A 15,690-nucleotide genomic window follows, 5' to 3' on the forward strand; every position below is an offset into this window, starting at 1 on the left:
AGCCATGGTGATTATAACTTCGCGGCTAATTCAACCCCTTGACGGATCACCCGTTTTGCATCGACTTCCCCTGCATCTTCTGCACCACCAATTACATGTACCGATACCCCTTGCCGCGTTAATTGTTGCGATAAATTATCGACAGAAGTTTGGCCGGTACAAATAACAATATTATCGACGGCTAATATCTGCGGTTGCCCATCAATAATAAGATGCAAGCCTTCATCATCAATGGCTTGATAATGCACTCCCGCCCATAATTTTACGCCACGTTTTTCTAATGTTCGACGATGGATCCACCCCGTCGTGCGCCCTGGGCCTTTACCTACTTTTCCTGGTCGACGTTGTAATAACCACACTTGGCAAGGGCTAATATAATCACTACTTGGTAGCAAGCCGCCACGATGACATAGACTTTTATCGATATCCCATTCTCGCAACCAACTATCAAGATCATGCTCAGCAGGTTCCGTTAGCATAGTGGCGACATCAACCCCAATGCCACCCGCACCAATGATAGCGACTTTTTCCCCCAGCACTCTCTGCTGACTAATCAGGGTTTGATAATCAATCACTTTAGGATGATCAATCCCCATAATGGGTGGAATATTCGGTTGCACGCCAGTGGCAATAATAACGTCATCATAATCAAGTAATTGTTCTGCTTTTGCTTCAACACCTAACCGTACTACAACGCCTGTTTGTTCTAAGCGCCGAGTAAAATAGCGGATGGTTTCTTTAAATTCTTCTTTACCGGGGATCTGCATCGCTAAATTAAATTGACCACCAACATGATCATTTTTTTCAAACAGATCGACCTTAAACCCGCGATCTGCCGCAGCAACGGCACACGCCATCCCCGCAGGACCACCACCAACCACAGCTACTTTCCGTGCTGTAGCCACCGCTGTTAATACCAATTCTGTCTCATAACAAGCTTGAGGGTTAACTAAACAACTGGCGCGTTTACCGACAAAAACATGATCCAAACAAGCCTGATTACAGCCAATACAGGTATTAATATCATCAGCGCGATTTTGCTCAGCTTTTAAGACAAATTCAGGATCAGCTAAAAATGGCCTCGCCATTGACACCATATCCGCTTGTCCCTGAGCCAAAATATCTTCGGCCACTTGCGGAGTATTAATTCGATTACAGGTCACGATCGGAATCGAAACTTGCTGTTTAATTTTTTCAGTGACCCAAGAAAATGCAGCCCGTGGTACTTGGGTCGCAATGGTAGGAATTCGCGCTTCGTGCCAGCCAATACCGGTATTTAAAATAGTGACGCCCGCCGCTTCTAATTCAAGCGCTAACTGCACCACTTCATCATACGTACTCCCTTGTTCGACTAAATCCAACATCGATAATCGAAAGATAATAATAAAATCATCACCAACACGCGCCCGTACTGCTCGAACAATTTCAATAGCAAAACGAATTCGATTATCATAACCGCCCCCCCAGTCATCGTAACGTTGATTTGATCGCCGACAAATAAACTGATTAATGAGATAGCCTTCAGAGCCCATTAACTCAACCCCGTCATAGCCAGCTTCACGCGCAAGTTCGGCACTGTGCGCAAAATCATTAATGGTATTGTTAATTTGGCGATGACTCATTTTACTGGGGGTGAATTTAGAGATAGGCGAACGAATAGCAGAGGCACTTACCGCAAACGGTGACATTGCATAGCGTCCAGCATGCAATAACTGCAACGCTATCTTCCCTCCTTGTTGATGTACAGCGGCAGTGATATGACGATGTTTGCACACATGACGATGATTACTAAATTCGGCACTTAATGGATGTAATCGACCACGAAAATTAGGCGAAAAACCGCCCGTAACAATAAGTCCGACTCCCGCCTTGGCTCTAATAGCATAAAACGTAGCAAGTTTATGAAAGCCTTCCCGTTCTTCTTCTAACCCAGTATGCATTGAGCCCATCAATACTCGATTACGCAATTGAGTAAAACCAAGATCCAATGGCATCAATAAATAAGGGTATGCTTTATCGTCCATGAACGGCTCCTAATTATTATGGTCTGACCAGTATATTAAGCTTAGATAATAACACCAATCATAGTTAACAAAAAATCAACATTTACATGATACACCTTACTATTTATAATCAATCGCATATGTTTATTTCACTATTACTAACAATTACACCGTAAAAACACTGTAATTCAATAGTGACTAGGCTACGATACCGCTATCATCATTATCAGGAATTTTCATGAAAGCCATATTCTCAAGGATTGGAAAATTCTTCCTCGCTATCGGGAAGTTAATTAACTTTACTCGCAAATTTGTCCTCAACATTTTGTTCGTTCTTATTATTGGCGCGATAATTTTTGCATTAACCGATGACGATAAGACCACCGATAATACTGAGCCATCAGCATTAGTACTCAACTTGTCAGGTCCAATAGTTGAACAAAAAAACTATGACAATCCACTTGATAGTGTGATGAGTGAAGCATTAGGCAAGCCTGATGTGCAGCAAAATGTATTGTTTGATGTTGTCGAAACTATTCGTGCAGCCGCAACAGATAAAGATATCACTGGCTTGGTGCTTAACCTGAAAGGTATGTCTGAAACCAGCCTAACTAAACTACGTTATATCGCAAAAGCCATTGAAGAATTTAAAGCAGCAGGTAAACCTGTTTATGCTTATGGTGATAATTACAGTCAAAGCCAGTACTACTTAGCCAGTTACGCAGATAAAGTATTTTTATCACCTGATGGTGGCGTAATGCTAACGGGTTATGGCACTTACACTCTGTATTATAAGAGCTTACTGGCTAAGCTAGATGTAACTACTCACGTTTTCCGTGTGGGTACTTATAAGTCATTCGTTGAACCTTATATTCGTGATGGCATGTCAGCCGCAGCCAAAGAAGCTAATACCGTATGGTTAACCCAACTATGGGGGGCATTTAGTGATGATGTTGCCAATAACCGCCATATTAAACCTCAAACATTAACACCCAATATCGATGAATTTGTGACTCAACTTGAATCAGTTAATGGTGATTTTGCTCAGTTAAGTAAAAAATTAGGTTTAGTTGATTCACTCGTCACTCGCGATCAAATGACCCAATATTTAATCGATACTTTTGGTGCTAACGACAAGCATAGCTTTAAGCAAATTAGCTATTACGATTACCTGCCACTATTGGTCGACAATCAACAACCATCACCCAATAAAGTAGCAGTTGTTATCGTAAGTGGTGCGATTGTAGACGGTCAAAGTAGCCAAGGTTCTGCTGGCGGTGACACGGTTGCTTCACTATTACGTAAAGCACGTTTTGATAAACAAGTGAAATCCGTGATCTTACGCGTTGATAGCCCAGGAGGCAGTGCGTTTGCCTCAGAGATTATTCGTAATGAAGTTGATGCACTCAAAAGAGCAGGTAAACCTGTTGTTGTATCAATGTCGAGTGTCGCTGCATCTGGCGGTTATTGGATTTCATCCAGTGCTGACGAGATCATTGCTCAGCCAACAACGATCACTGGCTCTATTGGTATCTTTGCTATCTTAACTACCTTTGAAAAAGGCTTAGAAAAACTAGGGGTCTACAGTGATGGTGTCGGCACTACGCCATTTTCTGGTGTAGGTGTCACTCGCGCTCTGCCTGATGGTGTGGCAAAAGTATTCCAACTAGGGGTTGATAATGGCTACCAACGTTTTATTGGCTTAGTCAGTAAATACCGTCATATGTCATTAGCTCAAGCAGATAAAATTGCTCAAGGCCGTGTATGGACAGGTACAGATGCACAGCAACGTGGCTTAGTTGATAAATTAGGTGACTTCGACACAGCCATTACGGCGGCAGTAGAATTAGCGAAAGTAAAAGATTATCAATTAGTATGGATGCAACAACCACTATCACCAGTACAACAATTCTTTAAAGAACTGTCTGGTCAAGTAAAAGTCCAAATCGCAACCATGATATTAGGAGATATGCCGTCTACCTTAGCGCCCGTCACTAAAGTGGCCAAAGATCTTACCTCACTCACTAATTTTAACGATCCTAATGGGCGTTACGCCTTCTGCTTAAACTGCAGCACCGTTAATTAAAGACAATTACAGTCTTCAACCCGGCTAATATTGGCCGGGTTTTTTAATGCCTTCACACGCCACCATCCACTAGTCATTAACAGTTAATTACACTGACACGGTGTAATAAATCAGCACACTCCACTACGATCATATTTTAACTCATACAATCACACTGCAAATCTAACTAATCTCGCATCTTCATGCAGTTTGCGTATAATATGCGCACTCATTCGTTCATTCTGAGCTTAAAAATGGAAAGAAAACACATTTACATCGCTTACACTGGCGGTACAATTGGTATGCAAAAGTCAGATCATGGCTATGTTCCTGTTGCTGGTTTTATGCAGAAACAATTGGCAAGCATGCCAGAATTCCATCGTTCAGAAATGCCAGAGTTCACTATCAATGAGTATGAACCACTCATCGATTCATCCGATATGACGCCGATGGACTGGCAACGAATTGCTGATGATATTAAAGTTAATTATGATAAATATGATGGCTTTGTAATTTTACATGGTACCGATACCATGGCTTACACCGCATCAGCATTATCATTTATGTTTGAAAACTTAGACAAGCCTGTGATTGTTACCGGTTCACAAATTCCACTGATTGAGTTACGTTCTGATGGTCAAAGTAACCTATTAAATGCACTTCACATTGCGGCTAATTATCCAATCAATGAAGTGACCGTATTTTTCAATAATCAATTAATTCGTGGTAATCGTAGTACTAAAGCGCATGCCGATGGTTTTGGTGCTTTTATTTCACCAAATTTACCACCGCTATTAGAAGCGGGAATTAATATTACGGTTAATAACATAACCCAAATCGATAAAAAACCAGACGGTGCATTTAAAGTTCACACCATTACCCCACAACCTATCGGGGTTATTACTATGTACCCTGGTATTTCACCTGAAGTGATCCGTAATACGTTACGTCAGCCCGTCAATGCAATGATACTACTGACATTTGGCGTGGGTAATGCTCCACAAAATAAAGAATTATTGGAACAATTAAAGGCAGCGACAGATCGCGGTGTTATTGTTATGAACCTTACCCAATGTCTATCAGGCAAAGTGAACATGGGCGGTTACGCAACAGGTTGTGCTCTTGCAGAAGCTGGCGTATTAAGCGGTTATGACATGACACCTGAAGCGGCATTGGCTAAATTACATTATTTATTAAGCCAAGATCTTACCATGGAAGCGGTTCGCAGCCTGATGCAACAAGATCTACGTGGTGAATTAACCCATTAATCGATAATTAGCCATTTAATTACCGACAACATAAAAAGAGCCACCATGGCTCTTTTTATGATCTCACTGGATCCATGATCTCATTAATATGATAATTACAACTGATCATGATCAAAGCGAGCAATATTATTTTCATTCGCTGCATTATCTGTATCACGGATCATCGCTGTGATATCAACAGCAAAGTCCCGTTTCAATTCTGCTTTTGATTTAAATTTAATCTCACCGCCAGCAGCTACCGTCATATGTTCCGCATCAATATTATGCCGTGACTGATATAGCATTACTGCTTGCTGTGCACTGTCTCGCAATGGTGGTGTTAATACCGAACCATCAAGCCATTTACCTGTTTCAACTGCGGTTAAAATACGTTGATAAATCTCTGGCGTCATTACTGCTAATAGTTGGTTAATGTCCATATTCCTATCCTTATTTTCCATAATTACATCACACCATATTTTTTAGTTCTATCTCAAAAAACGAATTCATTTTTTATAAAACTATCACGCTAAATTAATTTACGACTACCTTGTCATTTACAAACAAAATAATACTGCTAAATTTAACTATCACTTTTTTATGAGTTTATCTTTTGAGCGTTGTTTTATTCTTCTCGCGTACGATGTCATTTCGTCACTTACTCAGTATTAAAGCGATAATATTATTACCGCTACTACTCAGTGGGTGTTTTGACCATTACCGAACCACAGACAGTTTATGTAACGACAACCCCAACTTATGCCAACCATTAAACCTGAATGATGGTCAATGTCGAATCCAACGCACAAATCTCATCTGGCAACGCTATGACACCTTACAAACACCAACCGATGAATATAAATTTAAAGAATTAAAAGCGACCAAAGAATATCAATACTGCCTTGAGTATGCAGCGCGTATTGAACCCACAAAATTAAAACAACGTAAAACTAAACGCATACAAGCGTTATATCATAGCTATGAAAGTATTGAACGACTCAATCAAGAGTTACAGTCATCTCAAGATCCGCATATTATTTACTATCGTTGGAATCAGGGAGATCAAATAGCTAAACAACAATTTATTGCGCTTGAAGGCGATGAAAAACTTGAACACCCTGAATTACAGTTAGCGCTTGCTCGTTATTATGTAAATAAAGACAAACATAAAACATTAGATTTATTACACCATAGCCTTAGTCTTTACAAAGCAAAAGATAATATTAATATCAGTATATTACGTTCTCTTTCAACCTTATATTACCAACAGCACAATATGGCGGCGGCTTATGTATGGACCAATATTAGCACCCATTATCAACCCAATCATACGCCTCAAAAAATAACGCTTCATAATCTGTTTAAGTTAACCGAAGACGATCGAAAAAAATTAGATCGCGTAACACTCAACATCATTGCAACGTTGAATAACGGCCAATACCATCGTACGGACATCATGACTCAATAGTCATAACAACACGCCATCGAATAATGATATCAGCGCTATTGTCTTAAACAGTCACAGGTTCACAGTAAAAGATTAATTGTCGGCAGAAAAAAGCAGTGAAATAGAATTAACACAAAATCGCTCACCTGTTGATGGTGGGCCATCAGGGAAAATATGCCCTAAATGACTATCACATTGTGAGCAGCGTATTTCAGTACGCACCATGCCATGACTATTATCATTTAAATAACGGATAGACTCTTTGGTAATAGGTGCATCAAAACTTGGCCAACCACAACCTGAATCATATTTATGAGCAGAAGCAAATAAAAACTGCCCACAACAGGTACAAGAATAAATACCCGTTTCATGGTTATGTAGCAAAGTACCACTAAATGGCGCTTCAGTAACTTGTTCACGACACACTTGATAAGCATCAATAGATAACTTATCTCGCCAATATGCATTATCTTTTTTATTCATTCTTCGTGGCCTTTTATAGTGTTTTAAGTAAACCAAATAAATATATTTGCAATTTAGGGGCTCTGTACCACATACTTCTTGTGCAAAAAGTCACATAAACTCGAAAACAGTTTTTACTTTTTGTAAATATGATTAAAAGTTAACAATTACTGTGACGTTAATTTAAACAATATTTGTACAAATTACCGTCGTTGTAGTGGGAATGTAAAAATATACGAACTTTTTTTTGACCTCAAGCAATTTAAACGATTTTTTTGCTTGCAGCCTTACAAAGGTTTCTGTAATTTTACCACCAGTTATATTTCATTAGAAATTAAGTTGTGGAGCAAACTGTAATGACAATTAAAGTAGGTATTAACGGTTTTGGCCGTATCGGTCGTTTTGTTTTCCGTGCAGCGCAAGAGCGCACTGACATCGAAGTTGTTGGTATCAACGACCTAATCGACGTTGAATACATGGCATACATGCTTAAGTACGACTCAACTCACGGCCGTTTCAACGGTACTGTTGAAGTTGAAGGCGGTAACTTAATCGTTAATGGTAAAACTGTACGTGTAACTGCTGAGCGTAACCCTGAAGATCTTAAATGGGATGCTATCAACGTTGACGTAGTTGCTGAAGCTACTGGCCTGTTCCTAACAGACGAGACTGCACGTAAGCACATCACAGCTGGCGCTAAGAAAGTTGTTCTAACTGGCCCATCTAAAGATGCAACTCCTATGTTCGTAATGGGTGTTAACGATTCAACTTACGCTGGTCAAGATATCGTTTCTAACGCTTCTTGTACTACTAACTGTCTAGCGCCTATCGCTAAAGTTCTTAACGACAACTTCGGTATCGTTTCTGGTCTTATGACAACAGTTCACGCAACTACAGCAACTCAAAAAACTGTAGATGGTCCTTCAGCTAAAGACTGGCGTGGCGGTCGTGGTGCTTCTCAGAACATCATCCCATCATCAACTGGTGCTGCTAAAGCAGTAGGCGTTGTTCTTCCAGAAATCAACGGCAAACTAACTGGTATGGCTTTCCGCGTACCAACTGCTAACGTTTCTGTAGTTGACCTAACAGTTAACCTAGAAAAAGGCGCATCTTACGCAGCTATCTGTGCTGCAATGAAAGAAGCTTCTGAAGGTTCTCTTAAAGGCGTTCTTGGTTACACTGAAGATTCAGTTGTTTCTACTGACTTCAACGGCGACACTCGCACTTCAATCTTTGATGCTGCAGCTGGTATCGCACTTAACGATAACTTCGTTAAAGTTGTATCTTGGTACGACAACGAAATCGGCTACTCAAACAAAGTTCTAGACCTAATCGCTCACATCTCTAAGTAATGTAAGCAATTAGCTGACTTTCTTTGAAAGCAGATAATAATAGGCGACGCTTAAGGGTGTCGCCTTTTTTACATCTAAAATATATCGATCAACTAATTAACGCTGTATTCATGCGATCAAGATGATTTAGTATCTTATAAAACAACCTATATATACGTATTTAAGCTATCACACATGAAAGATAGCGATCAAATACGTTACAAAAATAACAAATAAATCTTAATATTCTTTGATATTTTAAAACGAAAAATAAGTTTTCATTGTTTATAGTTTTGCACTGAATATCACCAAAAACATAAACAATGGGCGCTTTCGCCACCTAACATTAAGGAAAAGAAGATGAATTTACATCAACTTTCGATAATTAATGCATTATCTGATGCTGTTACTGTCTGTGAATACCAAGGTATTAAAATTATCCGCATTATTCACCCAATGGTAGAAGCAGGTATTTCTCTTCATGGTGGTCATCTACTTTGGTTTAAACCTACAGGTGAAAAAGACGTAATTTGGTTAAGTGAAAATGCTGAATTTGATCTAACCAAAGCAGTTCGAGGTGGTATCCCTGTTTGTTGGCCATGGTTTGGTAAAGCAGCAACCCCTTCACATGGCTTTGCACGTACCAGTGAATGGTCGTTATCTCAGCATCGTGAAAATGATAGCGGTGTTATTGTTACTTTAACCCTTAAAGATAACCAACAAACACATGAAATTTGGCCGCATAAATTCCATAACCAAATGACATTTGAAATGAATGCCGAACTTAATGTGAGTTTGACATCAACCAATACAGATACTCAGCCTTGGTCATATGGTGGAGCATTACACACTTACTTTAATATCGCAGATATCAATAATATTTCAGTCACAGGCATGGGCGCTGAATATTTAGATAGCACCCAAGCAGGGAAAGCGTGCCAAGGTAATGATGTATTAACCTTCAATGCAGAAACTGATCGTGTTTATACTCATCCTCAACCAACGATTATGATTGCTGATAAAAATAATCAACGTACTATTTCAGTGACCAATAACGGTGATAATGCGGCAGTTATTTGGAATCCTTGGCAAGAATTATCAATAAGCATGGCTGACATGGCAAACAATAGCTTTGAAACTATGGTGTGTGTTGAATCAACTATTCATACTCCAACCATTGAATTACAGCCTGGACAAACACATACACTATCCACCCGCATTGCAGTTAACCACTAATTAATAACAATTGTTCGTTATACATCATTAGCAAGCACTTAATCTTGCTAATGATTTCATGCCAGCATCGTACCTGTTGATTCAATCAATACCCACCCGTTACCATCGGGATCATTAAAAGTTGCAAACCGCCCTTCCATCATGGTAATAATTTCAGATAATGCAACCCCACGACGACTGAGTTCTTGATGGGTTGATTGAATATCATGAGTTTGAACGACTAATCCTTGTACCCCTCCCGCTTCCATTCCAGCAAATGGCTTTACTAAACTGATCGTTGTTTCTGCACCTTTTGGTACAAGCTGCACCCACCGAGTTTGTTGACCTTCTGCATGATCCCTAATCACTTCAAAACCTAATACATCACGATAAAATTGCAGTGCTTGATTTTGATCCATGACAGGGATTGACACCGTATCTACACGACAAATAGACATAACATCTCGCTCCATATTCTTTTAAACAACAATATCAACTATCACATATAGAGGTTAAATCAGCCGTTGCTATTTTGTGTAAAAAATACGTTCACTACCTTAAATTCTTACAATTTGTCATTAACTCTTAAGATTAAGACAGAATAAATGACAATTTCAGTATAAAAACCACAATAAAACTGCATTTACCTATCAATCAAAATATTTACTTCAAAAAAGTTCTATTTAATAGCGATAAAAACCACGATGAATACTATTTTTAGCACTAACATCTAATTGATTAAATTGTTACTTATAACGATAAAAAACAACATACTTACAATAACTTTGCAACAATTTAGCTTGCGAAACCCTATTAATTAAAGGATAGTAGTTAACGTAGGTTATTTAATCAGCAATTTAATCCTATTTACTTTTGAAGAAATTTATTTACCAACCCGTAATTCTGCAATACAAAGTGACAAGTTCAGACTAGGCTTAAATAAGTGAGCAATGCAAAAACATTATGTTTTTCATTAATTACTCTTAAATATAAGAACGATTCAGGGGGCATACTATGAGTATTTTTGACCACTATCGTCAGCGCTACGAAGAAGCTAAAGACGAAGAGCTTTCATTACAAGAATTCCTTGATATCTGTAAAGACGATCGTAGTTCTTACGTCAACGCAGCAGAGCGTCTTCTAATGGCTATTGGCGAGCCAGAAATGATAGATACCGCACAAGATCCACATCTTAGTCGCTTATTTTCAAACCGCGTAATATCACGTTATGACACATTTAAAGATTTTTATGGCATGGAAGAAGCCATTGAACAAATTGTGTCTTACCTTAAACATGCGGCTCAAGGGCTTGAAGAACGTAAACAAATTCTCTATTTATTAGGTCCTGTTGGTGGTGGTAAATCATCATTAGCCGAAAAACTTAAAAGTTTAATGCAAAAAGTGCCTATTTATATTCTTACCGCCAATGGTGAACGTAGTCCTGTCAATGACCATCCTTTCTGTTTATTTGATAAACAAGAAGATGGCAGATTACTTAAAGATGAATATGGCATTCCTGATCGTTACCTTAATAGCATTATGTCGCCATGGGCAGCCAAACGATTACATGAATTCGGTGGTGATATTACCCAATTTAAAGTAATTAAAATTCGCCCATCGATTATTGATCAAGTTGGTATCGCAAAAACGGAACCTGGTGATGAAAATAACCAAGACATTTCATCATTAGTTGGTAAAGTTGATATTCGTCAGCTTGAACATTTTTCTCAAGATGACCCTGATGCGTACAGTTATTCCGGTGCCTTATGTAAAGCAAACCAAGGCTTAATGGAGTTTGTCGAGATGTTTAAAGCACCGTTAAAAGTGCTACATCCATTACTAACGGCAACCCAAGAAGGTAACTATAACGGTACTGAAGGGCTATCAGCATTACCTTTTGATGGCATGATTTTGGCGCACTCAAATGAATCCGAGTGGCAAACATTCCGCAACAATAAAACTAACGAGGCCTTCTTAGATCGGGTCTACATCGTTAAAGTACCTTATTGTTTACGGGTTTCAGAAGAAATGCGGATTTACGAGAAACTATTACAAAACAGTGAGCTATCATCAGCACCATGCTCTCCAAGTACTCTCGAAATTTTAGCGCGTTTCACAGTATTATCACGTCTTAAAGAGCCAGAAAATTCAAGCGTCTATTCAAAGATGCGTGTTTATGATGGAGAAACCCTTAAAGACACCGATCCAAAAGCAAAATCGTATCAAGAGTACCGTGATTATGCGGGTGTTGATGAAGGCATGAATGGACTATCAACCCGTTTCGCCTTTAAGATCCTCTCTCGTGTATTTAACTTTGATCATGCAGAAGTTGCCGCAAACCCTGTTCATCTATTCTATGTTCTTGAACAACAGATTGAACGTGAACAATTCCCACAAGATATTGCTGAAAAATATCTTGAACATCTTAAAGGCTTCTTAACGCCAAAATATGTTGAATTTATTGGTAAAGAAATTCAAACAGCCTATCTTGAATCTTATTCAGAATACGGCCAAAACATCTTTGACCGTTATGTCAGTTATGCTGATTTTTGGATTCAAGATCAAGAGTTCCGCGATCCTGATACAGGCCAATTATTTGATCGTTCTGCACTTAATAGTGAACTGGAAAAAATTGAGAAGCCAGCCGGAATCAGTAATCCAAAAGATTTCCGAAATGAAATCGTAAATTTTGTCCTTCGAGCTCGAGCGAACAATGCAGGCAAAAATCCGAATTGGACTAGCTACGAAAAACTACGCACTGTGATTGAGAAAAAAATGTTCTCAAATACAGAAGAACTGTTACCGGTTATTTCCTTTAATGCAAAAACCTCAACTGATGAGCAGAAAAAGCATGATGATTTTGTCGCTCGAATGATGGAAAAAGGCTATACCCGTAAACAAGTTCGTTTATTGTCTGAATGGTACTTACGCGTGCGTAAGTCGTCGTAACCAACTGACAACGAGGGGGGAGCTATGGCACATTTTATTGATCGAAGGCTCAACGGTAAAAATAAGAGCACCGTCAATCGCCAACGTTTTTTACGTCGTCATAAGCAGCGTATTAAAGAGTCTATTGCTGATGCGGTAAATAAGCGTTCGATTACTGATGTCGATAGTGGTGAGGATATAACCATCCCCTCTCGCGACATTAGCGAACCAATATTTCATCAAGGGAAAGGGGGACAACGAGAAGTTGTCCACCCAGGTAATGACCAATTTAGTCCAGGCGATCGCATTGAACGTCCACCAGGTGGTGGTGGTCAAGGTGGTGCAGGAGACGGTCAAGCAAGCCCTGATGGTGACGGTCAAGATGATTTTGTATTCCAAATTTCAAAAGATGAATATCTTGATTTATTATTTGAAGACTTAGAATTGCCTAATCTACAAAAAAATGCGATTAACCAGCTTGTTGAATGGAAAACATTTAGAGCAGGTTATAAATCACAAGGCGTACCTTCAAATATCGCGATTGTAAAATCATTGCAAAATTCACTTGCAAGACGAACGGCAATGACCGCAGGTAAACGTCGAAAAGTGCGTGAACTTGAACAAGCGCTTGAGTTACTGTTTACAACTGAGCCCGCTCAACCATTTGAAGAAGAGCGGATTAAACAAGAAATTACTGTATTACGGAAAAAAATTAACAGTACTCCGTTTATTGATACATTTGACTTACGTTATAAGAACTATGAGCGCCGACCACAACCATCAAGCCAAGCCGTAATGTTTTGTTTAATGGATGTATCAGGCTCCATGGACCAAGCAACCAAAGATATCGCTAAGCGGTTTTATATACTGTTGTATTTATTTTTAAATCGTACTTACAAAAATGTTGAAGTGGTATTTATTCGTCATCACACCCAAGCAAAAGAAGTTGATGAGCATGAATTTTTCTACTCACAAGAAACCGGTGGAACAATAGTTTCAAGTGCATTAAAAATGATGTATGACATCGCTAAACAGCGATATCGCCCTGAGGAATGGAACATTTATGCTGCGCAAGCATCAGACGGTGATAATTGGGCTGATGACTCCCCTGGCTGTCGTGAGTTGCTTGATAAACACATATTACCAATGACACGGTATTACTCATATATTGAAATCACGCGTCGGGCACATCAAACGTTGTGGCGAGAGTATGAGGCTTTACATAACAGTCATGAAAATTTTGCAATGCAAAATATAAAAACGGTTGATGATATTTTCCCTGTCTTTAGGGAATTATTTAAAAAACAAGTTAGTTAAATTCATACCATTCTATCGAACTGAATATAATCGGCACACCAATAAACAAGTGCCGATTATAACTACTTATCAGTTAAAGATTGGATAAACATGGGGAGATTGAGTGATGGCAATAATGACAACAACAAAACCACTCAGTGATGGACCAGATTGGACTTTTGATTTGCTTGAACAATATCACGTTGAAATCAAACGTGTTGCTGCACACTACCGTCTTGATACTTACCCAAATCAAATTGAAGTAATCACTGCAGAACAAATGATGGATGCCTATTCTAGTATAGGTATGCCGATCAATTATCACCATTGGTCATTTGGTAAGCGTTTTATTGAAACAGAGCGTGGCTACAAACACGGTCAAATGGGATTGGCTTATGAAATTGTTATTAACTCCGATCCTTGTATTGCTTATCTAATGGAAGAAAATACCATAACCATGCAGGCCTTAGTGATGGCGCATGCGTGTTATGGACACAACTCATTCTTTAAAGGTAATTACCTGTTTAAAACATGGACTGATGCCAGTTCTATCATTGATTATCTTTTATTTGCTCGTAAATACATTACTGAATGTGAAGAAAAATATGGCGTTGATGACGTAGAGAAACTACTCGATTCTTGCCATGCTTTAATGAATTATGGCGTCGATCGCTATAAACGACCTCAAAAAATATCTTTAGTCGAAGAAACTGCACGTCAAAAAGCCCGTGAAGATTACCTTCAATCTCAAGTTAATTCGCTATGGCGCACCATTCCACAACACCAAACTAAAGAAACCGTTATTGAGGAGGAACGCTTTCCCGCTGATCCTCAAGAAAACATCCTTTATTTCTTTGAAAAACACGCCCCACTACTTGAACCATGGCAACGAGAATTAGTTCGAATTGTACGTAAAGTTAGCCAATATTTTTACCCACAAAAGCAAACGCAAGTCATGAACGAAGGCTGGGCAACATTTTGGCACTATTCCATTTTGAATCATCTTTATGATGATGGTTTAGTCACTGACAGATTCATTATGGAGTTTTTACATAGCCACACTAATGTTATTGCACAACCCGAATATAATAGTCCCTATTACAGTGGCATTAACCCTTATGCGCTCGGCTTTGCAATGTTCCAAGATATTCGCCGTATTTGTGAAAACCCTACCGATGAAGATAAATATTGGTTCCCTGATATTGCTGGTTCAAATTGGCTAGATACCTTACATTTTGCGATGGAAAATTTTAAAGATGAGAGCTTTATTAGTCAGTTTTTATCACCAAAATTAATGCGTGATTTCAAATTGTTTGCGGTTAATGATGATGACCATCATAACTATGTCGAAGTCAGTGCGATACATAACGAAGAAGGCTATCGCGCTATTAGAGACAAATTATCATCGCAATATAATCTCAGCAATAATGAACCTAATTTACAAATATGGAATGTTGCTCTGCGTGGTGATCGCTCACTCACTTTACGTTATATTCCACACAATCGTATTCCTCTAGCCGACAGTCATACTGAAGTTATTAAACACTTACACCGTTTATGGGGATTTAAAGTAACGCTAGAAGAAGAGTTGCCTGATGGCCGAGGCAAAATCATTGCTACTTGCCCTGCCAACACCCAATATAATACAGAGATATAACAACGATAAATAACAAACATCTAAAATAAAACGGGGAAT

Annotated in this window: 12 protein-coding genes; 8 read left to right on the plus strand and 4 right to left on the minus strand. The window is 38.9% G+C overall.

Annotation, left to right across the window (positions count from 1 at the left end):
• Positions 1 to 11 precede the first annotated feature (11 nt).
• Positions 12 to 2,024, minus strand: coding sequence for an oxidoreductase (locus GLP24_RS06030; RefSeq protein ID WP_232615684.1), 2,013 nt, complete (start codon positions 2,022 to 2,024; stop codon positions 12 to 14).
• Between the two features lie 217 nt (positions 2,025 to 2,241).
• Between GLP24_RS06030 and sppA the strand changes: the two genes are divergently transcribed.
• Positions 2,242 to 4,089, plus strand: coding sequence for a signal peptide peptidase SppA (sppA, locus tag GLP24_RS06035; protein ID WP_232576618.1), 1,848 nt, complete (start codon positions 2,242 to 2,244; stop codon positions 4,087 to 4,089).
• Positions 4,090 to 4,322: 233 nt separating this feature from the next.
• The gene (gene ansA / locus GLP24_RS06040) at positions 4,323 to 5,336 is read left to right on the plus strand and encodes an asparaginase (RefSeq protein WP_101768629.1); all 1,014 of its coding nucleotides are present in this window, start codon (positions 4,323 to 4,325) and stop codon (positions 5,334 to 5,336) included.
• Between the two features lie 95 nt (positions 5,337 to 5,431).
• Here ansA and GLP24_RS06045 read toward each other — a convergent pair whose 3' ends face one another.
• Positions 5,432 to 5,755 (minus strand): YeaC family protein, encoded by a 324-nt coding sequence (locus GLP24_RS06045; protein ID WP_221943918.1) that lies wholly within the window; start codon positions 5,753 to 5,755, stop codon positions 5,432 to 5,434.
• 173 nt (positions 5,756 to 5,928) lie between these two features.
• Here GLP24_RS06045 and GLP24_RS06050 point away from each other — a divergent pair, with 173 nt between their 5' ends.
• Positions 5,929 to 6,783: a DUF2989 domain-containing protein gene (locus tag GLP24_RS06050; RefSeq protein ID WP_232615685.1), complete on the plus strand. Its 855-nt coding sequence runs from the start codon at positions 5,929 to 5,931 to the stop codon at positions 6,781 to 6,783.
• Positions 6,784 to 6,855: 72 nt separating this feature from the next.
• On the opposite strand, the gene msrB is transcribed toward GLP24_RS06050, so the two are convergent.
• Complete coding sequence (gene msrB, locus GLP24_RS06055; RefSeq protein WP_101768626.1) at positions 6,856 to 7,245, minus strand: peptide-methionine (R)-S-oxide reductase MsrB; 390 nt, start codon at positions 7,243 to 7,245, stop codon at positions 6,856 to 6,858.
• Positions 7,246 to 7,580: 335 nt separating this feature from the next.
• On the opposite strand from msrB, the gene gap reads away from it, so the two are divergent.
• Both gap and GLP24_RS06065 read left to right on the plus strand, forming a co-directional pair.
• Positions 7,581 to 8,576 carry a type I glyceraldehyde-3-phosphate dehydrogenase gene (gene gap / locus GLP24_RS06060; protein WP_101768625.1) on the plus strand — a complete coding sequence of 332 codons (996 nt, stop codon included), beginning with the start codon at positions 7,581 to 7,583 and terminating at the stop codon, positions 8,574 to 8,576.
• A 339-nt stretch (positions 8,577 to 8,915) separates the two neighbouring features.
• The gene (locus GLP24_RS06065) at positions 8,916 to 9,791 is read left to right on the plus strand and encodes a D-hexose-6-phosphate mutarotase (protein ID WP_232615686.1); all 876 of its coding nucleotides are present in this window, start codon (positions 8,916 to 8,918) and stop codon (positions 9,789 to 9,791) included.
• A 56-nt stretch (positions 9,792 to 9,847) separates the two neighbouring features.
• Here GLP24_RS06065 and GLP24_RS06070 read toward each other — a convergent pair whose 3' ends face one another.
• The gene (locus GLP24_RS06070) at positions 9,848 to 10,228 is read right to left on the minus strand and encodes a VOC family protein (protein WP_152653070.1); all 381 of its coding nucleotides are present in this window, start codon (positions 10,226 to 10,228) and stop codon (positions 9,848 to 9,850) included.
• A 556-nt stretch (positions 10,229 to 10,784) separates the two neighbouring features.
• Here GLP24_RS06070 and GLP24_RS06075 point away from each other — a divergent pair.
• From GLP24_RS06075 to GLP24_RS06085, 3 genes are all read left to right on the plus strand, one after another.
• Positions 10,785 to 12,719, plus strand: a complete 1,935-nt coding sequence (locus GLP24_RS06075; protein WP_101768622.1) for a PrkA family serine protein kinase — start codon at positions 10,785 to 10,787, stop codon at positions 12,717 to 12,719.
• Between the two features lie 24 nt (positions 12,720 to 12,743).
• Complete coding sequence (locus GLP24_RS06080) at positions 12,744 to 14,015, plus strand: YeaH/YhbH family protein (protein ID WP_152653069.1); 1,272 nt, start codon at positions 12,744 to 12,746, stop codon at positions 14,013 to 14,015.
• 106 nt (positions 14,016 to 14,121) lie between these two features.
• On the plus strand, positions 14,122 to 15,651 hold the full coding sequence (locus GLP24_RS06085) for a SpoVR family protein (protein WP_232615687.1): 1,530 nt from the start codon (positions 14,122 to 14,124) through the stop codon (positions 15,649 to 15,651).
• Positions 15,652 to 15,690: the final 39 nt, after the last annotated feature.

It is taken from the genome of Photobacterium carnosum (assembly GCF_021236965.1).
In the GTDB taxonomy this organism is placed as follows: Bacteria; Pseudomonadota; Gammaproteobacteria; order Enterobacterales; family Vibrionaceae; genus Photobacterium; species Photobacterium carnosum.